Annotated in this window: 19 protein-coding genes; 8 read left to right on the forward strand and 11 right to left on the reverse strand. The window is 51.0% G+C overall.

Annotated elements, in window-relative coordinates; translation table 11 throughout:
- The first annotated feature begins 53 nt into the window (after positions 1 to 53).
- Entirely contained in the window at positions 54 to 2,849 is a 2,796-nt protein-coding gene (locus tag JR346_RS09660) for a multicopper oxidase domain-containing protein (RefSeq protein ID WP_240333947.1), read from the forward strand.
- Positions 2,850 to 2,978: 129 nt separating this feature from the next.
- Positions 2,979 to 3,611, forward strand: a complete 633-nt coding sequence (locus JR346_RS09665) for a lytic transglycosylase domain-containing protein (protein ID WP_205482376.1) — start codon at positions 2,979 to 2,981, stop codon at positions 3,609 to 3,611.
- Positions 3,612 to 3,684: 73 nt separating this feature from the next.
- Here JR346_RS09665 and JR346_RS09670 read toward each other — a convergent pair whose 3' ends face one another.
- Together JR346_RS09670 and JR346_RS09675 are read right to left on the reverse strand one after the other, a co-directional pair.
- Positions 3,685 to 4,422, reverse strand: coding sequence for a glycerophosphoryl diester phosphodiesterase (locus JR346_RS09670; protein ID WP_205482377.1), 738 nt, complete (start codon positions 4,420 to 4,422; stop codon positions 3,685 to 3,687).
- A gap of 151 nt (positions 4,423 to 4,573) precedes the next feature.
- Entirely contained in the window at positions 4,574 to 5,536 is a 963-nt protein-coding gene (locus JR346_RS09675; RefSeq protein WP_205482378.1) for a hypothetical protein, read from the reverse strand.
- 316 nt (positions 5,537 to 5,852) lie between these two features.
- Between JR346_RS09675 and JR346_RS09680 the strand changes: the two genes are divergently transcribed.
- From JR346_RS09680 to JR346_RS09705, 6 genes are all read left to right on the forward strand, one after another.
- Positions 5,853 to 6,593 carry a GntR family transcriptional regulator gene (locus JR346_RS09680; RefSeq protein WP_205482379.1) on the forward strand — a complete coding sequence of 247 codons (741 nt, stop codon included), beginning with the start codon at positions 5,853 to 5,855 and terminating at the stop codon, positions 6,591 to 6,593.
- A 39-nt stretch (positions 6,594 to 6,632) separates the two neighbouring features.
- Positions 6,633 to 7,529 (forward strand): 5-deoxy-glucuronate isomerase, encoded by an 897-nt coding sequence (gene iolB, locus JR346_RS09685; RefSeq protein WP_205482380.1) that lies wholly within the window; start codon positions 6,633 to 6,635, stop codon positions 7,527 to 7,529.
- An 89-nt stretch (positions 7,530 to 7,618) separates the two neighbouring features.
- Entirely contained in the window at positions 7,619 to 8,380 is a 762-nt protein-coding gene (locus JR346_RS09690) for a sulfite exporter TauE/SafE family protein (protein WP_205482381.1), read from the forward strand.
- Between the two features lie 199 nt (positions 8,381 to 8,579).
- Positions 8,580 to 9,773 carry a Gfo/Idh/MocA family protein gene (locus JR346_RS09695; RefSeq protein ID WP_205482382.1) on the forward strand — a complete coding sequence of 398 codons (1,194 nt, stop codon included), beginning with the start codon at positions 8,580 to 8,582 and terminating at the stop codon, positions 9,771 to 9,773.
- Between the two features lie 212 nt (positions 9,774 to 9,985).
- A complete protein-coding gene (locus JR346_RS09700) occupies positions 9,986 to 11,194 on the forward strand; it encodes a Gfo/Idh/MocA family protein (RefSeq protein ID WP_205482383.1) in 1,209 nt (402 codons plus the stop codon).
- A 28-nt stretch (positions 11,195 to 11,222) separates the two neighbouring features.
- Positions 11,223 to 12,095: a TIM barrel protein gene (locus JR346_RS09705; RefSeq protein ID WP_205482384.1), complete on the forward strand. Its 873-nt coding sequence runs from the start codon at positions 11,223 to 11,225 to the stop codon at positions 12,093 to 12,095.
- A gap of 642 nt (positions 12,096 to 12,737) precedes the next feature.
- Here JR346_RS09705 and JR346_RS09710 read toward each other — a convergent pair.
- From JR346_RS09710 to iolC, 9 genes are all read right to left on the reverse strand, one after another.
- Positions 12,738 to 13,736: a LacI family DNA-binding transcriptional regulator gene (locus JR346_RS09710; protein ID WP_240333948.1), complete on the reverse strand. Its 999-nt coding sequence runs from the start codon at positions 13,734 to 13,736 to the stop codon at positions 12,738 to 12,740.
- Between the two features lie 112 nt (positions 13,737 to 13,848).
- On the reverse strand, positions 13,849 to 15,300 hold the full coding sequence (locus JR346_RS09715; protein ID WP_205482385.1) for a sugar porter family MFS transporter: 1,452 nt from the start codon (positions 15,298 to 15,300) through the stop codon (positions 13,849 to 13,851).
- Positions 15,301 to 15,340: 40 nt separating this feature from the next.
- Positions 15,341 to 16,219: a sugar phosphate isomerase/epimerase family protein gene (locus tag JR346_RS09720; RefSeq protein WP_205482386.1), complete on the reverse strand. Its 879-nt coding sequence runs from the start codon at positions 16,217 to 16,219 to the stop codon at positions 15,341 to 15,343.
- Between the two features lie 218 nt (positions 16,220 to 16,437).
- Positions 16,438 to 17,415: a Gfo/Idh/MocA family protein gene (locus JR346_RS09725; protein WP_205482387.1), complete on the reverse strand. Its 978-nt coding sequence runs from the start codon at positions 17,413 to 17,415 to the stop codon at positions 16,438 to 16,440.
- Between the two features lie 84 nt (positions 17,416 to 17,499).
- On the reverse strand, positions 17,500 to 18,414 hold the full coding sequence (locus tag JR346_RS09730) for a sugar phosphate isomerase/epimerase (protein ID WP_205482388.1): 915 nt from the start codon (positions 18,412 to 18,414) through the stop codon (positions 17,500 to 17,502).
- A gap of 261 nt (positions 18,415 to 18,675) precedes the next feature.
- Positions 18,676 to 20,181, reverse strand: coding sequence for a CoA-acylating methylmalonate-semialdehyde dehydrogenase (locus tag JR346_RS09735; RefSeq protein WP_205482389.1), 1,506 nt, complete (start codon positions 20,179 to 20,181; stop codon positions 18,676 to 18,678).
- 109 nt (positions 20,182 to 20,290) lie between these two features.
- Positions 20,291 to 22,222 (reverse strand): 3D-(3,5/4)-trihydroxycyclohexane-1,2-dione acylhydrolase (decyclizing), encoded by a 1,932-nt coding sequence (gene iolD / locus JR346_RS09740; protein WP_205482390.1) that lies wholly within the window; start codon positions 22,220 to 22,222, stop codon positions 20,291 to 20,293.
- A gap of 34 nt (positions 22,223 to 22,256) precedes the next feature.
- A complete protein-coding gene (locus JR346_RS09745; RefSeq protein ID WP_205482391.1) occupies positions 22,257 to 23,159 on the reverse strand; it encodes a deoxyribose-phosphate aldolase in 903 nt (300 codons plus the stop codon).
- 20 nt (positions 23,160 to 23,179) lie between these two features.
- Complete coding sequence (iolC, locus tag JR346_RS09750) at positions 23,180 to 24,148, reverse strand: 5-dehydro-2-deoxygluconokinase (protein ID WP_205482392.1); 969 nt, start codon at positions 24,146 to 24,148, stop codon at positions 23,180 to 23,182.
- Between the last annotated feature and the right edge of the window lie 239 nt (positions 24,149 to 24,387).

Here is a 24,387-nt window from a genome sequence, read left to right on the forward strand (position 1 = left end):
AGTGAACATCCTATAATTGCATTATTCATACCAATTAAATGTTGAGGTAAATTGTGCCTGAAAACCCTGCGCCACTCCCTAACCGCCGACCACTCACGTTGAGCGCGCCGGGCACTCAACCCGCCGATGGGCCGGGCATGCCGGTGTCTGAGACGCAGGCAAAAGATAGGGCGTCGGGGCGGGCTACCTGGCACCGCAAGGCGTCGAAGCCGGTGAGTCTGTGGATGATTGCCCTTTTTGTGGCGCTCATGGTTCACCGCTGGGTACCTGATGCCCTGTGGCTAATGGTGCATATGGTGACGCTGGGTCTGATGACTAATAGCATCCTGATTTGGAGTCAGCATTTCACCGAGGCGCTCCTGAAGAACCGTCTGCCTGATTCGGCGCGCGGAGTGCAGATTCGCCGTATTTATATGCTGAATATTTCTACTGTGGTGATGATGGCGGGTATGCTCACAGCGGCTTTCCCGCTGACGGTGGTGGGTGCAACAGGCGTGGGCGCAGTGGTGGCATGGCACGGGTTTTCCCTCTTGCAGCAGGTTAGAAGTGCACTGCCTGCCCGGTTTACGTCTACGGTGTATTTCTATATTGCGGCGAGCTGGCTGTTGCCAGTGGGTGCTGTGCTGGGCGCTTTCTTAGCAAAGGGACTGAGTTCTGACTGGTATGAGCGCACTCTGCTTGCCCACGAGGCAGTCAATATTCTGGGTTTTGTGGGGCTGACGGTAGTGGGCACTTTGACGACTCTCTGGCCTACTATGTTGCGCACCAAGATGGTTGCCAATGCGGTACAGCTTTCGTTACGTGGGCTTTACGGTATGTGCGCCGGTCTTGCGGTGACCGTTGCCGGTGCTTTGGCGGGGTCTCAGTGGCTCGCTGTTGCCGGTTTGGTGCTGTATTGCCTGGCGTTGGGGGTTATTGGCTACCTGATGGTGCGTACCTGCACCGCTAAGAAGCCAACTGAGTTCGCCACGATGTCGGTGTCGGCTGGCTTTATCTGGCTTATGGTGGGTGTTATCTGGACTGCCGCTATGGTTGCTACCACCAGCTTTGAAGAGCTAAATATGCGAACGGTCACCCCCGCGTTTGTGGTGGGTTTCTTGGTGCAGGTTCTTCTGGGCGCTATGTCTTATCTGCTACCGGCACGCATGGGCGGGGGTCCCGCAGCGGTGCGTACCGCTAATGAGGAGTTCAACCGCTTTGCGGCAGGACGCGTGGTCATTGTTAACCTCTGTCTGTTGGTGTTCGTGCTCCCGGCAGATGTCACGGGTTCGTGGGTGCGAACCACAATGTCCTTGTTGGGTGCTTTTACCCTGTTTGCTTTTATGCCCCTGATGATTCGCGGGGTGCGTCGCTCTGTTGCCAAGCGCAAAGAGATGATCTTGGCGCGTTCTCGCGGTGAGGCTCCCAAGCCTGATCCGCAGGCGTTGAGCCCCTCCCCTGCCCGTCACGGACGCGGTGCCGCAATCGGTGCCGGTGCGGTTGCGTTGGCGCTGGTGGCGGGGTTGCTCGCTAACCCCACCGTGTTCTCGCGCGGTGTTGAGAGCGTCTCAAGCGTTACGCCCACAGGTGAGACAACCACTGTGCAGGTGGAGGCTACCGCTGATATGCGCTTTGAGCCGGCTGCCGTTGAGGTTCCTGCCGGTAACCGCCTGGTTCTTGAGGTCACCAATACCGATGCTGGCAATGTACACGATTTGGTGCTTGCTAACGGCACCAGCACCGGGCGCATTGATCCCGGTGCCACAAAAACCCTCGATGCCGGTGTGGTCGGTCAGTCCTTAGAGGGCTGGTGTTCCGTTGTGGGGCATCAAGCGATGGGTATGGTTTTTGATGTCAACGTGATAGGCGGTGAGCCAGCAGATGCTGGCCACTCCGCGCATGTCGGTGGGCAGGGTGCGTCCGCTCTTTTAACCACCGCTGATCTTGACCTGGCAAAAGCGCCCGAGGGTTTTGAAGCCCGCAGTGCCGTTCTTGAACCGCTCCCCGAAGACGCAGCTACCAAGGGTACCACGGTACACCGCCGTACCCTTGAGGTAGAAGAGCTCAACCGCCCCGTCGCACCCGGTCTAGAGATGCAGGCGTGGACCTTCGGCGGGGAGATTATGGGTGAACCCTTGCGCGGAAAAGTGGGCGATATTTTTGAGATTACCCTGGTCAATAACGGCACGATGGGTCACTCCATTGATTTTCACGCGGGTATGGTGAGCCCCGATGAGCCCATGCGTACCATTGCGCCGGGTGAGTCTCTGGTCTACCGGTTTGAGGCTCGCGGTGCAGGTGTGTGGCTGTATCACTGCTCTACCGCGCCGATGAGCACCCATATTGCTGCGGGCATGTACGGGGCTGTCATTGTCGAGCCCGAGAACCTTGAACCCGTTGACCGCGAATATGTACTGGTGCAAAGCGATACCTACCTGACCGATACCGACAAAACCACCGATAACGGTAGCACGATCGCGGCGGTGCTCCCCGAAGCTGTTGCCGCTGGGGTGCCTTCACTGACTACCTTCAACGGTTACGCCAACCAGTACGTGTACGACCCATTGCAGGCTAAGGTGGGCGAGCGCGTACGCATCTGGGTGCTTGCTGCTGGTCCCTCGAAGGGCATGAGTTTTCATGTGGTGGGTAGCCAGTTCGATACCGTGTATAAAGAGGGGGCCTATCTGCTGAAGCAGGGCGAGGACGCTTTGGGTAGCACCGACGGGCACGCCCAGGCGATTAATCTGGCGGCTGCACAGGGTGGTTTCGTTGAGATGGAGTTTTTAGAAGCGGGTAGCTACACTTTCGTCAACCATGATTTCGCCGAGATGGAGCGCGGTGCGCGCGGTGTTATTGAGGTCGGTCAGTAGTTTTTTGAAGTGGTGTGCCGCCCTCGTGCCCTTAGCGGGGTGGTGCCGGGGGAGTAATCCCGAAAGTGTGAGTAAGCGGTAACTCTGCTTGCTTAAACATTTTCGTGAGAAACTACTAAGCTAGATGCGATGGCTACTGATAAAAAAACTTCGCACGGTGCCCCTATCAGAGTGCTTACCGGCGTGCTGGCGCACTGGCAGGTAATTGCGTCCGCGGTACTACTAGGCACAGGTGTTGCTGGTTTGGCTGCTACCTATAACTCATACTGTGGTATGACGGACTTAGCGTATGCGCCTACAGAGGTGCATGACAATTTGCGGGCGGCATCTACTGAGTCTGGGGTGCGCACGGGTATTTTGGCTGCCCAGTTAGAGACTGAGAGCCGCTGGCGGGTGGGTGCCGCCTCCCCTGCTGGCGCCCAGGGTTTAGCGCAGTTCACCCCCGATACCTGGGAGATTTGGGGGCAGGACGGTGATATTCGTGACCCCGAGGACGCTATTCGTACACAGGGTCACTATTTGGCGTATCTGCGTGATCGCCTTGAGCCGCTGGCTGATAACGAGCAGGAGCTTCAAGATCTGATGCTCGCCGGTTATAACGCGGGCCCCGGTGCTGTCGAGGAGTTTATGGGTATTCCCCCCTACCCTGAGACACAGGGGTACGTGAAGAAAATTAACCAGTTAGGCGCATCGAAGTATCAGGTGACCTGTCACCCTGACCCTGCTTTTAAGCAAGAAAAAATTAGGCACCCCGACCGCTAGGGTTGATTTTTCATGGGCTTTTGAGCATCAAGTCTAGTCTCAGCAAATGGGGTAGTGCCTTCTTTTAGGGGTTTTAGCGGTTTTCCAGATGTATCATCTCGTGGGCGTAGTCGGTGATGATGCCGTCCGCGCCCCAGTTGAATAGCTGGTTAGCACGAGCGCGGGAGTTCACCGTGTAGACGTTAACTTCAAAGCCGGCTTTTTGGGCGAGGGCAACCATGGGCTGGGTGAGGTTGCGATCCTCGATGTGGATGGTTTCAGCACCGCACAGTTGCATGAGCGAGAGCCAGTCGTGGCCTAGGGCATCTGCGGTGAAGAGAGCTGCGGTACGGTAGTGAGGTGCGCGTCGTTTGAGTTCGGCGAGCAGTAGCAGGTTGAAACTAGAAATCAGCACTTTACGTTCATCATCGAGCTTGTCGAGTTCAGCGATCACCGCGTCGATGAGTTGGAAGGTGCGCTCTGCACCCTGTTCATTCGATTTAATTTCAATATTGCCGTTGAGTTTGCTCTCGTTCATGACCTGAATCAGCTGGGCAAGGGTGGGCAGAGGCTCCCCCGCAAATTCGGGCGAGAACCAACTGCCGGCATCAATATCATCCAGTTGTTCGACGGTCAGATCGTAAATGCTACCGGTGCGATTGGTGGTGCGGTGCAAGGAGCTGTCATGGATGATGATGGGGGTACCGTCGGCGATAATATCAACGTCAGTTTCGAACCAGCTCACCCTGTAATCACTGCAACCGCCCAAGGCAGCAAGAGTATTTTCGGGGGCAATGGCTGATAGTCCGCGGTGGGCAAAAATTCGAGGCATCGTTCTCTCCTTGCAGCGTACATACTTTAGGTATCACGATACCCCTGCTTTTTAGCTGTTACCTGAACATCGCGTAAACGGCGTATGGCAACCCTACTGGTGCCCGCCCTGTAGGTGGGCGGACGCGTCCGTCCACGTGTAACAGACAAGCCTACTGGTAGGTGACCACCCAGGGTTTGGGGTCGAGTTCGTAGGTTTGTGCCGGGGTCATGGTGGGGGTGTCTTCGTCGTAGAAGTTCTTCCACGAGGGGTAGATTTCTTTATTTAACCCGGTCAGCAGGGAGTTATAGGTATCTACCTTGAGTTCCGGTGAGCCGTGACCATCAGCGTGTAGGGTCAGTGCCAACTCGGGGTGGGTAACCGTAATGGTTTCGCGGTTACTAATCATGGTGTGTGTGAACTGGTGCAGCACCACCATCTTCTGAGGTAGGTCATTCTTTCGGGTGAAGTCAGCCAAGTAGTCCAGGGTGTCATTGATTTCGGCGGCGGTCACAGAACCAATCTGCTGAAGATGCACTTGCCCAGGTGCTAACCGCCACTCGGGGTCAAGCCCAACACCCACATTGGGGTATTTGAGCAAATCTTCATACAAACGCACCTGACTCAAGAAATCGCTGTGACCGGGTTGAAAATCGATGACCACGTAAACATCGTTCTCGTAGGCTTCTTTGATGAGCGGTTCAATATCTTCAATGAGCGCAGCATCTGAGTAGTCGCCATCTACACCGGGAGCGCTTGACGCTGTGGTCACGATAACTTCGAAGGCGGGCACTACCGTTTCGGTGGCGTGGGGCTGGTACTGGTCAACCAGCTCTTGAACGCGTGCTACTGAGGCGGGAGCGTCCTGCTCACCTAAAACACCGAGGGAGGGACGTCCAGGCGCACCGTAGAGGGCGATGTACCGTTTGCCGTCGAAGACTTTTTGTCCGCCGCCGGGCAGCTCTTCGGGCGTGGGGGTGGGGCTGGGAGTTGCTGAAGCACTCGTCTGTTCAGCGAGCTGAGATGCCGACTGATGCGCCCCTTCCGAAGGTGATGACGCGGTCTGTTCACCACCGCAGGCAGCCAGAAGAAAAGTAGTTGCCACAGTGAGGGCAGTGAAAGCAGAAAGGCGCATAAAAGAGAGGCTTTCGGTCAGAAGTCTGTGTGTACTCTCCACGCTATAGGCTTTCAGATAAACAGCCAACTTATTGCAAAAAATTACGGCGCACCTTCTAGATCGAAACAATATCTTCCAAGGAGCGTCCTGCTGTTTCTGGCACTTGAGCGCGCACAAACCAGATGGTGGCAACACCCAGCGAAATCGAGCTGTTGAAAACGTTCTCGGTGAGAGCGTACCTGTTGGCAGGTTTCTTCTAGTGAATGTTGACGCCGAGGATGTAAAGTTATATTGTCCTCACAAAATAACATACAACTTACCCCTCAGGTGAACAGTGACCGAACCAGTATCATCTATAAACATCGATAAGAACTCTCCAATACCGCTTTACCACCAATTGGTAGAAGGCATTCGCAGCGCGATATCCAATGGAGCTCTCACCTCTGGTTCGATGCTGCCCAACGAACTAGACATTGCAAAGAATTTGCATTTATCACGACCAACCGTGCGCAAGGCAATGGACGAGTTGGTACGCGCAGGTTTGCTAGTACGCAAAAGAGGAGTCGGTACACAAGTTGTATCGAACGAAATTCGTCGTTCACTGACGCTAAGTTCACTTTACGATGATCTAGTTCGTAGCGGTATCAAAGTGAGCACCAAGATCCTAACTTTTGAAACCATCATTCCACCCGCTGAGATTGGACAAGAACTAACCCTTGAGTCGAAATCCACGGTTTACCACATACGTCGTCTCCGCTATGAAAATGGAACTCCATTAGCCGTAATGGAAAACTGGGTTCCCACAAATATTGGTGATCTCAAGCCGTCCTTCCTTGAGCAAAAGGGTCTTTACGAAACTATGCGCTCTCTAGGAGTGACCTTTAGCGTAGGACACCAGAAAGTAGGGGCAAAGAATGCCACGGTTGACGAAGCAGGTTTTTTGGGTGTTTCCACGGACGCTGCGCTGGTCACTATGCATCGCACCACACTTAATGATGTTGGCACCAGAGTTGAAACAGGCTCACATGTGTACAGAGCTGATCTTTACACCTTTGAGATGACACTTTCTCAGTAAATCCCGTCGTTTCCCTTTTTATCAGAATGGAGTTAAGTCATGACCAACTGGTTTTTTCCCGCAGGTTCAGCAGCTGATGGTCCTTGGGACCTTTCGCTAGGCACCTATGATTCATCAACCTCCGTTGAAGGATGGAAGCACACCGGCATCAAAACAGCGACTTTCACTAACCAGCCCCTTTCGCTTGAGGCAACGACAGAAGAGCGTATCATTGTTCCGCTTACTGGTGATGTCACCGTGAGTGTAAAGGGGCAAGTATACGAGCTTTCAGGACGCTCGGACGTTTTCCATGGTCCTGCAGATGTTCTTTATACCGGTATCAATGCTGCTGTTGAATTGCGCGGCAAAGAAGGGGTTCGCGTAGCAATCGCAACCGGCCCTGCAAAGGCTGAATATCCCGTGCGTCACCTCAAGAAAGAGGAAGTTCCCGTGGAACTTCGCGGGGCAGGCACAAGTTCTCGGCAGGTTCATAATTTTGGTACGCCTGCGAGCCTCGAAGCTGACCGCCTCATCGTATGCGAAGTCATCACACCCGGTGGAAACTGGTCTTCTTACCCTCCCCATAAACATGATGAGGAACGAGAGGGCGAGGAGACGGCCCTCGAGGAAATTTACTATTTTGAAACCCGTGCAACTCCAGGCGCACCAGCAGAGGCAAAGGATGCCATCGGTTACCAGCGTGTATATGCATCAGATGCCCGACCTATCGACGTTAACGAGGAGGTACGCACTGGTGACGTTGTGCTAGTACCTTATGGTTGGCACGGACCAGCTATGGCAGCACCTGGCTATGATCTTTACTATCTCAACGTAATGGCAGGCCCGGGTCCCGTCCGCGAATGGCTTATTAGCGATGATCCACACCACGGCTGGGTTCGACAGGTTTGGGAAGGTCAGCAAATCGATCCGCGCCTACCTTTCACCGCCGACCAGTAAGGCATTAAATCCACTTTTCAGAGCACGCCCCAACCGGTTTTTACAACTATAAATTGGGGCGTGTTCCTTATTTCTGTGGGGACAAAACCATGATAGAAATTTTCCAGCTTTACCCCATATATTCTTGGCTTCTACTAGCACTTGCTGCTTTTTTGGTGGGTCTTTCAAAGACTCTATTGCCAGGAGTGAACACCATTTCTGTTGCTATATTCGCCACTACTATGCCTGCCAAGGCATCCACAGGCGCACTTTTGCTACTACTCATGTTGGGCGATGTCATGGCACTGCTCATATACCAACACAGTGCGCATTGGCCTACCCTCATAAGAATGATTCCTTCAGTTCTTATAGGGCTGATTTTGGGTGCTGCTTTTTTGAATTTTTCCCAAGACACCACCGTTCGTCGAGGCGTTGGGTGGCTACTGTTGTTCTTGATGGCGCTGACAATCTGGCAAAGAGTCACCCTTGGTCGCTCTCGAAAGGCACCCCACACGTCAAACCAAAAATTCATCTTCGCGTACGGCAGTTTGGGAGGTTTCTCTACAATGATTGCGAACTCTGGCGGACCGGTTATGAGCATGTATTTTTTAGCTCAACGGTTTGAGGTTAAAGCTTTTCTGGGAACAACTGCTTGGTTTTTTGCGGTCATGAATCTTCTGAAGCTCCCTTTTTCAATGGGTCTAGGTCTAATAGACACACAAGTTCTTCTTGTTGATGCCTTCTTGCTTCCTGCTGTTTTAGCAGGGGGCTTGGTGGGATGGGCAGGGGCTTCTGCCATTAAACAGAAAGTGTTTGAATGGCTAATCGTTGGGATTACGTTGGCTGGATCCGCCTATCTCGTGGCGGTGTAACGACCAAAATAGGATGCACAGGTACTGACGCAGTAATTGTTCTTAAAAGTTCAGGAATTTTATATTGCATTCACTAGCGCGCTCTAGAAATTTATGTCACAATTATTTCACCTGCAACGTTATGATTGAGGCTTAGCAGCAACCCTACCGCTCCTTCACCACATATCAGGTTGCCCCAAGACGACGGAAGAGAAGTCAAATGTCCCCTAATGTAATTCGCGTAGCAGTCATCGGCGCAGGCATGGCAGGACAAGGCCATGCCTACGGTTACCGCATGGCATCCGCTATCCAATCCGGAAAGACAATCCCAAGCATTCACCTTGCTGCCATTGCAGATGCTAATCTGCCCTTGGCAAAAGATGCCGCTGCCCGTTATGGTTTCGAGAAGGTGTACGCCGATTGGACGGAGGTAGCTCGCGACCCAGAAATAGATGCCGTTTCCATTGTGGTGGGAAATCATCTCCATCTACCCATTGCAAGGGGTCTCCTTGAGGCCGGCAAGCACGTTCTTTGCGAGAAGCCACTTGCTGGCTCAATTGAGGATGCCGAGGCCATGGCGGATCTTGAAAAACAATATGGCGACAAGTTAGTGACAGCTACAGGGTATACAGTCCGTCGCACTCCTGCACTACTAGCCATTAAAGACAAGATTGACAGTCAAGAATTTGGACAAGTATCAAACTTCATCTCCAACTACCTCTGCGATTACGCATCTGACCCCCAGGCACCTATGAGCTGGCGCTTCAAAGGTGCACCGGGTTCGGGAGCACTCGGCGACCTTGGTTCACACACCATTGACACAGGCGAGTTCCTCAACGGAAGAATCAAAACAATCCGCGGGGCGTATTTTTCCACCAGCATCAAGGAACGCTTTTTACCCGCGACCGCAGTGGTAGGGCACAATTTTGTGGATCTATCAGACAAGTCAGAGCCCGTAGAAAACGAAGATTCTGCAACGTTTACTTGTGAGTTTGAAAATGGAGCTATCGGAACATACACAATTTCCCGAGTAGCTTTCGGTAATCCCAACGGTCAGACTTACGCAATCCATGGTCCAAACGCCTCAGCTAGTTGGGATATTCTACGGCCTGCAGAATTTACTTATTCGGACGCAAGCGCACCTGCTGGCTATAGCGGACCGCGCACCGTCGTCATTAATGACCATACGCCTTTCTACGCCAGCTCTATGGCAATGGACGCGCCCGGTGTTGGATACAGCTACGGTCAAAACTTTGCTTTCCAGGCCCGCGCCTTCATTGAACAGATTGCTGAAGTCAATGACCATCTTCAGCCATGTGCTTCTTTTGCAGGTGGATTACACACGCTGAGGGTTATTGAGGCTATTGTGAAATCAGCTGATCTTCAAGGGGCTCAAGTAGAGGTTCGAGAGTAACTCTCAACAACGGTAGCGCTAGGGGTTTTAAGAGTTTCCTCTAGCGCTACCGTTTACTATTTCCAGAAGTACATACGTAAAAATAGTGTGATCTCCCCCACGCCCTTTCAAAACTTGTCCTAGACCACTAAGATAGTTTGTAAGCACAAAGTATTGTGGTGTCGATGACGATACCGCAGCTAAGACTCGTCCTTATAGAAAGGCGCACTCCAATGGCAGATACCAGAACCCTTAACATAGGTCTCATCAGTGTGGGCTGGATGGGTAAGGTGCATACGCGTGCTTACACGGCAGTTCCACAACTGTATCCAGAACTTAACATCAAGACCCGCTTGCTTCAGGTGGCCGATACATCGCAGGAACGCATTCAATATGCAATTGACGTTCTAGGTTACGAAACTGGTACCACTGACTACCGTGAAGTACTAGCTAATCCAGATATAGATATTGTTTCCATCTGCGCTCCTAATTTCCTCCACGCTGAAATGGGTGTAGCAGCGGCAGCGGCCGGGAAGGCATTCTGGATAGAAAAACCAGCAGGGAGGTCGGAGCATGAAACATTCGAAATTGCATCAGCTGCAGCGCAAGCAAAGGTTACCACTGCGGTAGGTTTCAACTATCGTTCAGCGCCGGCTATCGAATATGCGCGAAAAATCATTACTGAGGGGCAGCTCGGAACTATCACTAATGTCCGCGGCGCTTTCTTGGCTGATTATTCGTCTGAACCTAACGGAGCCCTCTCGTGGCGTTTCCTGCGCAAATTAGCTGGTACTGGTGTCCTCGGCGATCTCATGGGACATTTAGCTGACCTTACCCACTACCTAGTAGGACCTATCAGCGAGGTTAACGCGATAACAAAGACCGTTTACTCAGAGCGTCCCAAACTTCCCATGGGTTCAGCCACCCATTTTGCCGTTATTGAGGATGGGGAGATGGCGCCAGTAGAAAACGAAGACTACGCTGGTTTGCTCGTACGTTTTGCAAACGGTGCCGTTGGAATGCTTGAGTCATCCCGTGTTGCTGTGGGTCCACGCGCAGAATACTCACTAGAGATATACGGAACTGAAGGATCCTTGCGCTGGGACTTCCAGCGTATGAACGAGCTCCAATTAGCTCTAAGGCAGCAGGGAACGGCGCTTGGCTACACCACAATCTATGCCGGACCTGATTTCGGAGATTTTTCCCGCTTTCAGCCCGGCGCAGGCACTGCTATGGGCTATGACGACTTGAAAGTTATCGAAGCTTATAAATTTCTTAAGGCATACCTAGGCAAGGAAAACGTCCATGCTGACATCAGTGACGCCCTCCTAGCAAATCGCGTAGTTTCAGCTGCTGAAAAATCAGTTGAGACCCGCGCTTGGGAGCCTGTTGAATTTGTCGAGGGCACCAGTAGCGCTGGCTCCGATTTCCTACACCGCTAAACCCACCTAAAAAGAAAAGGAGAATACCATGGCGCGTATTGCATCAGCACCAATTTCATGGGGTGTCTGCGAGGTTCCCGGCTGGGGACACCAGATGCAGCCCGAACGTGTTTTGGCAGAGATGAAGGAGCTTGGTTTTGAAGCAACTGAATTTGGCCCTGAAGGTTTCTTGCCCGATGCCCCTGCTGATAAGGCAGCAGTTCTGAAAGACAATAATATGGTTGCTGTAGGTGGCTTTGTTCCTGTTGTGCTGCATGATGCTGAGGTTGCCCCTCTTCCCACCATTGAGAAAGAGCTGGAGGGGTTTGTTGCTGCTGGTGGTAAAACCCTAGTTCTGGCTGCCGCCACCGGCATAGACGGTTACGATGCAGACCGTCCGGTTCTGGATGAAGCAGGTTGGGCAACTGTCTACACTAATATTGATCGGATTCTAGAGGCAGCTCAGAAGGTTGGGGTTTCGGTGGCGTTGCACCCCCATGCTGGCACCATGGTAGAGAATAAGGATGATGTGAATCATATTCTCTCGGGGTCCTCGGTGAACATCTGCTTTGATACCGGTCATATGTTTATTGGTGGCATCGACCCTGTTCAGTTTGCGGTTGATCATGCCGATCGCATTTCCCATGTTCATTTGAAGGACGTCAAACTTGAGTTTGCCCGCCGTGTGCAAGCGGGTGAGCAGACCTATTACGACGCCGTTGTTGAGGGAATGTATCGCCCGCTAGGTCAAGGCGATATAGATATTGCTAAGATTGTTTCTTCTTTGGAGAAAGCTGGCTTCGATGGCTGGTACGTTCTTGAACAGGACAACGTAATTCACGAAGAGCCGACAGCGGGGGAAGGTCCAATTGCTGATGCTAGGGTGTCACTCGATTACCTCAAGGGGCTGATCTCTGCCTAGCCTAGCTGTATATAGAGTGTGCCGGTTCCATATGAAGCCACTGACTAAATATGGAACCGGCGCACGTTTTTATCTACAGTATCTAGTTTTCGGCAGAAGTTTTACTTTGCTCCTTTTTGACGATATACATCACTCCAGTAGTGACGTCATCCTCTAACACCCCTAGAGTGCGACCGCGAGTTTCCGGGACTTAAGTAAGCACGAAAATGAATGCTATGACCCCAATAGCGGCAAACAGAAAGAATACTCCAGTAACTCCCAGCCCAGCGATGAGAGTGGGCAAGAAGAGAGCTAAGAAGCCGTTAATAAGCTATCCGAAGAAGACAGACACTCCGATACCGATACCGCGTATGTGCAAGGGGAAGATTTCTGTGAGTCAGGTCCACACCGCAACATAACGCCGCTTACGGAAACATGTAAGGAAAAGGATGCGATTTCAGATGTTCTAAGTCAGGGAGTTGAAGGGCTATTTGTCCTCTCGGCACCTACAAATGACTAGTGTAGGATACGAATTCGAGGAGCTAACCCAGGCAGATCTTAGGTGTTTAGTCGCCCAGGCGGGCCAAGGCAAACTTATTACCGAAGGGCTCTACCTGCAAAACCCTCTCTTGTTCACAGACGAACCACTGCGCGTCCTAGGAGCTAGTGTTCGGGTCCGTTACCGCTAAAACTTGTTGTTTGACGTAGTACGAGCTGTGGGTCAAGAACCCTAATCTGAGGTTTTTCTATAGGTCTTGCAATACGTTCTAAAGCTATTCCTGCTGCAATACGCCCCAGCTCAAACCCCCTAATATCGACAGTACTTAAGCTTGTTCCAGGTGCTGCGGATGCTTCTGTGTTGTCATAGCCCATCACAGCGATATCTACGCCCGGTCTAAGACCTCTTTCAATCAAAGCGTCGAGTACACCCAGTGCTGACCGGTCGTTATGGGAAAGTATGGCATCAGGTTTACTCCCCGAATCCAGTAATTGGTGTGTTACTTGGCGCGCATCTGAACGTAAGTAAGTAGATTGAACAGTGACAGGATCCAGCGCAGCTTCCCTCATCGCTTCTTTGTATCCATCTAGGCGCTCATAGTACCCGTCGAGAGGTGGGTTCATGAGAAAAACTATATTTTTGCAGCCTAACGACAGCAGGTGTTCGGTTGCCATTCTGCCTCCCAGCCTAGAATTGGCTGTCACAGCATCAAGACCGGCAACTTGACGCTCAACTATCACAATGGGGCACTTCCGCGCATACTGGGTAACGATTTTGTCAGGCAAGGTTAGACCGAGCGCGATAATCACGTCAGATTGGGTCTCTTGCAGCGACCTCAGACTTTTCTCGTCTAAAGAACCATCAGGTTTGCCCACGGAAAGGACTAAGCGTGAGTCGCCTTCCTGAATTCGAGCGTGGATCCCATCATGAATATCAGCAAAAACATCATTGTGGAGATCCGGAATAAATACTCCTACGGTGCGCTTAGTACGGGTCGCCAATTGCGCGGCAATCGTGTTGTGTACGTATCCTAGTTTTTCGCCAACGGACAGGATTCGTTGTCGGGTTTGTGTGCTTACTCCAGGAGCATTTCGGTAGGCTAGCGATACAAGAGCACGAGATACTCCCGCTTCTTTGGCTACATCCTCCATTGTAATTTTCATATGGTGTCCCCTTTTCGAGTTATCAACGCAGCTTAATTTTAATACGTGAACAAATAAGGTGTTGTGTCATAGATATGACACAACACCTTAGAGCTCTCAAAAGAGATAAGTTTTAGTGGTTTTCTTTGGGCTTGACCACGTAAATTGCACCAGTAGTAACACCAACCTCAACTTCTTCAAGTGACTTACCACGGGTTTCGGGTAGGAACTTCCACATCACCAGTACGGCTATCGCGTTGATAACAGCGAAACCAAAGAAGGTGTTATTAAGACCAACTGCGCTTAGAACAATAGGGAAGTTGAAAGCTACAAATGCGTTAGCCAGCCACAGGCAGAGAACGGAGAAACCCATGCCGAAAGCTCGGATTTGCTGGGGGAAAATCTCAGACAGGAGAACCCAGGTTGCTACGTTCAAGAAAGTTTGCATTGAACCAACAAATCCAACGATGAAGAAAAGCAAAACCCAAGGACGAATTGATGACTCAACAGGGATCAGCAGAGAACTCGTACCGATAGCCAAGTGCAAAAGAGTTACCAACGAATAACCCGTAATAACGGTGGTTCGGCGGTTAACTCGTTCCATCATCCACAGCGCAATAAAAGCACCAATAACCGCAATAACACCGGGGGCGATATTAGCAATGAGCGCGGCCTGACGAGAGAATCCGGCGTCCTCGAGAACGATAGTTCCGTAGTACATGATGGAGTTGATGCCGGTAAACTGCTGGAATACCGCCAAGGCGACACCAACGAAGATAATTCGAAGAATCCACTTGTCTTTGAACATTGAGCCCACGCTGGGTGAAACCATACGATTTTCTTTTTCCAGAGTGTATTCAATATCGCGGATTTCTGCTGCGGCACGCTCTTCTGAGCGGATAGTACGCAGGATATCGAAAGCTTCTTCCTTGCGGCCCTTTGAAAGTAGCCAACGAGGAGACTCAGGCATACGAAGCATACCGATAAAGAGGAAGATTGCTGGTATTGCGCAGATAGCGAGCATGAAACGCCATACGTGTTCTAGGTGCCCAAGCGTAGTACCCAGAATTGCGTTCACAACGAATGCCGCCAACTGACCAACAACAATCATCATCTCGTTACGACCCGAGAGGGAGCCACGGATTTCATATGGGGCAAGTTCTGAGAGGAACACAGGGACAACGGTGGATGCGCCACCAACGCCGATACCTAAGAAAACACGGCCCACCAAAAGAATACTCAGATTAGGAGCAACAGCACAGAGGACCGCACCAAGAAAGAAGATTATTGCCAGCAACAAAATGGTCTTTTTACGCCCGATTGAGTCTGAGAGGTAGCCGATAGTCAACGCGCCCAAAGCAGCACCCAACAAAAGGGTCGCAGTTACGAGACCGATGCTCTGCTCAGTCAAGCCGAGCTCGGCGCTCATAGGTTCCAGCGCACCGTTAATCACGCCGGTGTCATAACCGAAGAGAAGCCCACCAAGAGTTGCTACGACGGCCACCTGGCCTAGGCGCTTACTGTGCGGTCCCCTAGTTAGAGGGGGCAGGTTCGTCTCAGAAGCTGAGACGGAATGTCCTGACATAATTGACTCCTTTGTCTACAAAACCCTAAAGAATTTAGGGCTAGTTGCTCTTAGCTTGAGCAATTTTTTCTTTCATGGTTGCAATTTGGTACTTGGAGACCTCAATTGCTTTTTCGTCTTCCGCGAATACTGATGAGCACATGACGGTTTTTTCAGAATCCAGGAAACCAATCTCATGAAGGCCACCAAAAAATTCTTGCCAATTAACATCGCCATCACCAATTTTTAGATGCTGATGAACTCGTACAGGATTGCCGGGAGGATTTGTAATGTAGCGCAGACCATGCGAACGATGGTGGTCCATGGTGTCAGCTACGTGAACAATACGAATACCTTCTTTAGCCTCACGCATGATGTCTAAGGGCGCATCAACCATATGGAAAGTATGAGGTGCCACGTAAACCATGCCGATATTCTTAGAATTGACCCCTCGAATAACCCTCCAGGCTGCAATACCTTGTTCGACAAAGTCATCAGGATGAGGGTCAATCGCTACGTGAATTCCTTCACGCTCAATAAGCGGAAGTAATTCTTCCATTGAACGGTAAAAAGCTCGCTCTGATTCTTCAGCTTTTTCAGGGCGACCAGAGAACTCCGTGCCGATCTGATCTACTCCTAGGTCGACAGCAATCTGAATTACCCGCTTCCAATAGCGCACGGCTGCTTCACGGGCATCCGGGTCAGGAGAAGACCAACGGAGGACAGGGAGAAGAGAAGCAATCTCAATCTCTGCGTCCTTGCACGCCTGAGCCATTTTCTTCACAAGATCGTCATCAGCCTTGGGGTGATTGAAGAACGGAATGAAGTCTGCATGTGGGGTCAGTTGAAGATAATCGTAGTCAAGGTCTTTAGCTAGCTGAGGAAACTCCAAAAGTCCATGTGAGTGGTGGAAGGGTGTGGGGTCCAAGGCAATCTTCATAGAATTTCCTCTGCTTTCCTTTCGTAAGGTAAAGACCATAGCCTCCACCATCTCATGTGTTATATGACACTATACTTTTGTTAGGTCATATGGACAATGGTCAATTTCTAAAAGTTGAGAAAATTTTAAAAAATTCACCTCAACACCGCTCTGCAACTAGTTAGGCGCTCGTTCCCTGTAGACAGGGAACGAGCGCCCACACTTAGAGAACCATCAAATTATTTATAAAGATCAGGCTTCTCGTTCAGCTCAACAGCAACAGCTTCACCCGACTCCAAAGCGGCAAGCCCTGCTTCACAGCAGGCAGCTGCTGCGTAACCGTCCCAGGCAGAAGGACCAGTCTGCTCACCCTTGAGAGCAGCGTCAACCCATGCCTGAACCTCCTGATCATAAGCATCGACAAAACGTGGTTCGAAGCTGGAATTCACTAGGTCATTACCTACTGAGAGGTGGTTGTCCTCAAAGATAGCCTTGGTAGTCACAGAGTAACCGTACTGAGAAGTCACATGGGTGTTTACAGTCACCAGAATGCCAGATTCAGTTTCCATAATGACCTTAGCTGGGTCCTGAAGCTCACCAGTTGCGTACTTGCTCTTTTTTCCGTGCAGAGCGCGTACAGTCTTGATTTCTTCTCCAGTCAAAAAGCGAACGCCATCGAATTCATGGACTACAGTGTCATCAATCAAGTTGCGACCAGTATAAGATTCAGGGACGTCAGGGTTGATATGCTCACACTCAAGTTGCAAAAGTTCGCCTGACAGACCTGACTCTACGGCTGCACGAATAGTGCGGTAGCCACCGTCAAAACGACGCATAAAGCCAACTTGAACTAGCTTTTTATCAGCCTCAACCTCCGCCTGCACAATTTCCCATGAGGATGCAGAATCAGGAGTTAGTGGCTTTTCGCAAAGAACAGGGAGTCCAGCTTCAATAGCAGGCATCAGTACAGGTGCATGCAAGAACCCGGGAGTTGCGATAAGAACAGCATCTACACCCTTAGATTCAATAGCTTTATGGAAGTCCGTGTAAATCTTTACGTCTTCAATGCCCTCCACCGCACGCTGCGCTACTTCTTCATTGATATCAACTACCGCAACAACACGGGCACCCTTAATGCGGTCAGATTCAATTCGCTTGATGTGGTCAAATCCCATGCGTCCTGCGCCAACAACAGCGACACGAAGTTCATTAGACATGTCAATCTTCTCCTTTATTATCGTTAGGAAGTTCATGTTGATAAGGCTTAACCGGACATCAACATGAGGTGCTAACAAATATTGTTAGCTAATGGTTGTGCGAGATCCGCATCCGAGCAGGTACGACTTAGTGCGCTTGGCGATAGGAAGAGGCGTGTCAAAAGAATCAACCGGATACATATCCTGTTCCACGATACCGAAAAATGGACGCCCCAATGACTCTGCGACCTCGATAACCTTTGAGAGATCAGGCAAGCCGTAGGGCGGTTCGCACATTGCACCAAGACGCACAGCCTTAGAAAATGACATCTCTTCAGCGCGCACCTGAGCGACGATTTTAGGGTCGACCTGCTTGAGATGCAGATAACCGATACGCTCAGGATACTTTTCAATAAGTTCAACGGAGGATACTCCCCCGTATTCAGCGTGCCCGGTATCAAGACAAAGGGTTACCAGCTTGGGATCGGTAACCGATAGAAACTTTTCAATCTCTTCCATGGTTTCCACGTGAGAATCGGCGTGGGAATGAAACTGCTGAAAGAGACCAAATTCTTTTTGAAGAGTTTCACCCAAGCGGTTATGACCAGCAGCGAGATCCCTCCACTGCTTGTCGGTAAGAGTCGCGGGTTCGAGCTCCTTACCCGTCTTATCATCGCGCCAGAGAGCAGGAATCACGACAATATGCTCAGCACCCATAGCAGCAGTTAGCTCTGCTACCTTGCGAGCAGGCTCCCAAGCAAGGTCCCACTGGTCAAGACCTCGATGAAAAGCTGTAAAAACAGTGCCAGCAGAAACCCGCAGGTCTCGTTCTTTTAGCTCTTTTGCGAGGGTTTCTGGATCGGCAGGCAAGTACCCATATGGCCCCAGTTCAATCCACTTGTAACCAGCTTCGGCCACTTCGTCAAGGAATCTTTGCCATGGTGTCTGCTGGCTATCTTCAGGGAACCATACACCCCACGAGTCGGGAGCTGTACCGATGATTAGCTTGTTCTCGGACATCGCTTACATACTTTCATCAGCAGTGCTGAGCACTGATTTTTCTTTACGCTTCACATTTCTATGTACTGACATACTATCAATTAAAGTGTTCGTGGTCACCTGCGACAACGTTTTGTAAATTTTATTTTGTCCAAATATCTTTCATAGTTATGCACCATATGTCTTGGGGCTTCTTACCGCAGAAATAAAAAGTGTCGCTACATCCAAAGAGGTAGCGACACTTAGTCGTTATATTATCCAACCAGCTTATGCATTCAGCTTCTAATCGTTGTTGCGAGACTCAAAGTTGAAAGATGCACCAGAGGCTTGTTTAGGCTCAGGCCAACGCTGAGTAATAGCCTTCTTACGAGTGTAGAACTGCACACCTTCTTCGCCATATACATGGTGTTCACCGAAGAGGGAGTCATTCCAACCACCAAAGGAGTGGTTGGCCAAAGGAACAGGCAGAGGAACGTTGACGCCAACCATACCCACCTTGATATCACGGGTGAAACGACGGGCAGCAGCACCCGAAGAGGTAAAGATGCAGGTGCCGTTACCAAAGGGATTTGAGTTAATGAGCTCAATACCCTCCGCCAGAGATTCAACCCGTACAACAACTAGAACAGGACCAAAGACCTCTTCCCCATAAGCTGCCATTTCAGTCTTAACCTTGTCCAAAATGGTAGGTCCAACGAAATAGCCATTCTCGTGACCCTCAACCACCAGGTCACGACCGTCAACAACAACAGCTGCACCAGCTTCTTCAGCTTCAGTGATGATGCGCTTGACGCGGTCACGGGAAACAGGGGTGATAAGCGGTCCCATGTCAGCATCCTTGTCCATGCCGTTAGAGACCTTGATATCCTTTGCTTGCTCCGCTACCTTCTCGATGGTAACTTCAGCCGCGTCCCCAACAGCAACGGCAACAGAAATAGCCATGCAGCGCTGACCAGCTGCACCGAAAGCTGCTGCAGAGAGGTGGTCAGCTACAACATCCATGTCAGCATCGGGCATAATCAGAGCGTGGTTCTTGGCGCCACCCAGAGCTTGAACTCGCTTACCGTGCACAACACCCGTCTCGTAAACATATTTTGCAATCGGGGTAGAACCGACAAAGGAAATACCCTCGACGTCAGGGTGGGTTAGCAACCCATCAACCATCTCTTTATCACCGTGCAAAACGTTAAAGACGCCATCAGGAAGACCTGCCTCTTTCCAGAGCTTAGCAATAAAATTGGCAGCCCCAGGATCACGCTCGGAGGGCTTTAGGATAAAAGCATTACCGGTAGCGATAGCTAGTGGTGCCATCCAGAGCTGAATCATAACGGGGAAGTTGAAGGGAGTGATACCTGCAACCACACCTAGAGGCTGACGCATGGAGTATGCATCGATTCCAGTTGCTGCCTGAGGCGTGTAAGCACCGGAAATCAGGTTAGTGATTCCACAAGCGTACTCAACAATTTCCTGACCGCGAGCAATTTCTCCCTTAGCATCCGAAAATACTTTGCCGTGCTCACGTACTACAATTTCAGCCAATTCATCCGTCTTAGCTACCAACAGCTCACGGAAACGGAAAAGAACCGCAGTGCGCTTGGCAAGGGATAACTCTGCCCAGCTCTTCGAAGCTTCCTTCGCTACCTCAACAACTTTTTTCAGCTCTTCTGGACCTCCCAGGTGCAAAGAACCGATTACTTCTCCGGTTGCCGGGTTGTAAATATCTTGACGCTTATCGCCTGATGAGGCTACTTCTTCGCCTTTGATGAAGTGAACAGTTTCGTAGGTCATTTCTCTCCTTCGATGGATTCAAAAATTGATTTATTGATGGATAAATAAGTTCTTGTCATCGCTCATCATGTGCCAGCTCAGCGGCTCCGATAGCTTATGACTAGAGTCTTTAGCCAAGCAGGGGTCGCTGTGCAGCTTTCCAACCAGCGTAAGTCTTGTACGCCTCCGCAGTAGAATCCAATTCTGATTCGGCGGTAACAGGAACGTCCCACCATGATTCAGAGGATGGCGCATCAAGCATCGGATCAGACTCAACGTGAATGACGATAGGACCAGAGCCCTCAGGGGCTGCCTTCGCTTCTTTGACCGCATTCATCAGATCTTCACGAACACTCTCGCCGGGGGCGACACGGATTACGCGTGCACCTAAGGATTCAGCATTAGTTGCCAGATCAATCGGCAGCTTATCACCGTGGTCGAAACTATGGGTTGCTTCGTCCAGCTTGCGGTACTTGGTACCAAATCGCTGGGACCCCAGGGATTCTGAGAGAGCGCCGATGGAGGCATAGCCGTGGTTCTGAATCAGAACAGTAATGAGTTTAATGCCTTCAGCAACCGCGGTAACCAGCTCAGTGTGCATCATCAGGTAGGATCCATCACCCACCATGACGACGACGTCGCGACCGTCCTTAACATCTAGGGAGGCACGCTTGACGCCCAGGCCACCGGAAATCTCATAACCCATGCAGGAGTAGGCGTATTCTACGTGGTAGCCGTAGGCATCTTTGACGCGCCACATCTTGTGGAGGTCACCGGGGAGGGAACCCGCTGCACAGACGACAACGTCACGCTCGTCCATTGCTTCATTGACAGCACCAATAATCTCGTTTTGGCTCATAAGCGGACGGTGGCACTCTGCAAAAGCATCATCGACGGTCTTATCCCAGCGTTCTTTTTCTGCCTTGATTTCTCTAGCTTCTTCAGCTGAAACGGTGAAGCCGGAAACCGCCTCGTTGAGTTTGATAAGGGCTTTGCGGGCATCTGCCACAACAGGAACGACCGAGGAATTCTTGTAGGCATCAAAAGAGGCAACGTTAATGTTGACGAACTTGACCTGCGGGTTTTGGAAGGCAGTGCGGGAGGCAGTGGTGAAGTCTTCATAGCGGGTTCCGATGCCAATGATGAGATCAGCCTCGCGGACCAGCGCGTTAGAAGCAGTAGAGCCAGTAGAGCCTACGGCACCAAGACAGAGTTCGTGATCCCAATCCATCACGCCAACAGCTGCCTGGGTGTAAGCTACGGGGATTCCGGTTGCTTCCGCGAACCTTTTCAGCTCATCCTGAGCGAAAGCATAATGGACACCGCCCCCTGCGATGATGACAGGCTTCTTAGCCGCGCGAATAAACTGCGCTGCTGCGACAATATCAGAATCTTCTGCCTCAGGACGGCGGATACGCCACTCACGGGGAGCAAGGAATTCTTCAGGAATGTCAATTACCTCGGCCTGAACGTCCTGTGGCAAAGCAATAGTGACAGCGCCAGTTTCGACCGGATCGGTTAGTACACGCATACCGTTGAGCATTGCGGAGAAGAGCTGCTCCGGGCGCCATACACGGTCAAAGTAGCGTGAAACTGGACGGAAGATATCATTGACGGTGACATCACCAGCATCGAATCGCTCTAGCTGCTGAAGCACCGGATCAGGAGTACGAGTCGCAAACTGATCGGAGGGGAAGAGAAGGGCAGGAAGGCGGTTAGTGGTAGCCAAAGCTGCACCGGTCACCATATTAGAAGCACCAGGACCAATTGAAGTGGTCACTGCGAAGGTCTGACGACGACGGGTGTGGCGAGCATAGCCAACTGCCTGATGAACCTGAGCCTGCTCGTTGCGACCCTGATAGTATGGCATTAAGTCAGTCTCAAGTTCCTGGTACTGACGTAGTGCCTGACCCATACCGGCAACGTTACCGTGACCAAAGATACCAAACATGCCGGGGATGGTGCGCTCACGGAAGGTTTCGTTGCCGATTTGGTCAACGGTGTACTGGTTACCCAGGAATTTAACAATTGCCTGGCTAACGGAAAGTTTCTGAGAAGCCATAGTATGTTTCTTCCTAATAATTCTGAACAAAAAACTAATTATTGAGCAGGGAGGCCGCAGTTGCTACGGCATCTGCGACGTCGCCGTCTGCGGGATAAAGCAAGGTGCGACCAACGGTGAGACCTTGCACACCGGGTAATGCTAGTGCTGCTTGCCAGCTTGCAAAGACCTCATCTGGGGATCCAGTTGGATCACCACCAAGAAGTACAGTGGGCAGAGTAGTTGAAGCCATAACGCGCTCCATCTCTGCGATAACAGGTAACTTCATCCATGTATAAGCACTTGATTCACCGAGCGCGGCAGCGATACCTACGGACTTGATAACTGCATCTGAGGAAAGGTCATTGCGAATAGACCCGCTAACAGTTTCGGAAATAAACGGTTCAACCATGGCATAAAGACCGCGCTGAGCCAGCGAGTCAATCGCGCGAGCTGTCGATTCAAGAGTTGCAACAGTGCTGGGATCCCCGTAATGAATGCGGGTAAGCATTTTGCCACCATCTGCGCCAAGCGCAACCAAAGATTCAGCAGTGTGACCCGTGAAGCGGTCATCCATTTCATTAACTAGCCCTGACAGGCCACCGCGGTTCATGGAACCAAAAACGAGCTTGCCGTCAAGAGCCCCCAGCAGGAGCAAATCATCTAGGATATCTGGCTGAGCAAGAATACCGTCAACGGCAGGATTTTCAAGAGCAATCTGAAGTCGATCTAGTAGATCGCGACGGTCCGCCATTGCCATCGAGTTGCTACCAACTTTGTTCGCACCACGTGCGGGGTGGTCAGCTGCAACAATGAAGTTCTGCTTACCGTATTTGATTCCAGAGTGACTCTTACGTTTTTTTGCAGCTTTGGCAACCGCGATCGGATCTTCGAGACGAATCTTGGTGAGGTGTTCATAGCGGCGAGGGTCGCGCTCTTCACTTAGTTTTATTGACATGAAAATAATCCTTACGTCCTTTAGAAAGCGCGGCCGCGCTCAGCCAAAAAACTTTTTACTTCTGACTCAATAGGCATAGCTTCAGAACAGGCGATTTGGGAGGCAACGATAGCACCGGCCGCGTTAGCGAAATCTAGCACTTTCTCAAGCGGCCAGCCTGCAAGAATACCGTGAGTGAATGCGCCACCAAAGGAGTCACCAGCCCCCAAACCGTTAGCTGTTTCTACAGGAGTAGGTGCGGAAATAACGGCACCATCAGCAGTTTTAGCCATGACGCCCTTGGATCCCATCTTGACCACAGCAATCTTGACACCGGCATCTAAAAGTCGGCCAGCCTGTTCATCAGGGGTACCATCACCAACAGCAACAGCGCATTCTTCACGGTTACCGATAGCAATGGTTGCATGCTTCAGAAGCTCCTGCGCCGCCTCAGTAGCATCTTCTGGGTTTTCCCAAAACATGGGGCGGAAGTCGAGGTCGAGGATAGTGTGCTGGTCATCAGCTAGCTCTTCACGGGGACGTACCTCGTGGGCAGCAATCTGGGCTGAAGCAGCCGGCTCCTGGCACATGCCAGTGAGTGTTGTCCAGAAAATTTTGGTATTTTTTACGGCATCAAAATCGATGTCTTCCTTGGAAATCTGTAAATCTGGGGCAGTTGGGAAACGACCGTAGAAGTAGAGGGGGAAGTCCTCTGGAGGTTTAATGGCGCAAAATGTCACGCAGGTTTGCAATTTGGGGTCAACAGAGACATTCTTGTCATCTGAACCGTAGCGGTTAAGTTCTCGACGTAAGTAAACGCCAAAGGGATCATCACCTACGCGAGTGATAACAGAGGTTTTATGACCATATTTAGCAGCTGCAACGGCTACGTTTGCGGGCGAACCTCCCAGGTACTTTCCAAACGTATTGACGTCTTCAAGACCAACCCCAATGTCGTTGGGGTAAACATCCACACTGATGCGACCCATGGTCAGCAATTCGTAGATCATTAGAGAAGTATCCTCACCTTTGCTGCGGCAAAAGCTTTTTGCCTGTTATTTACATGTCCCTGTAACTAGAGTGCTACAAAACACAAGCCATGTCAATGTTTGTACTGACAAAATAACAAAGCATGCCACAGGTTCTACAGACCCCTTCGCAGACAAATCCCCTGAACGCAGTTGACATCCATAAAACTAGAGCGCGATAGTAATTATAGACATATTAATTTTTGGAAGTTTTCTACACA

Source organism: Rothia sp. ZJ932 (assembly GCF_016924835.1).
Taxonomy (GTDB): Bacteria; Actinomycetota; Actinomycetes; order Actinomycetales; family Micrococcaceae; genus Rothia.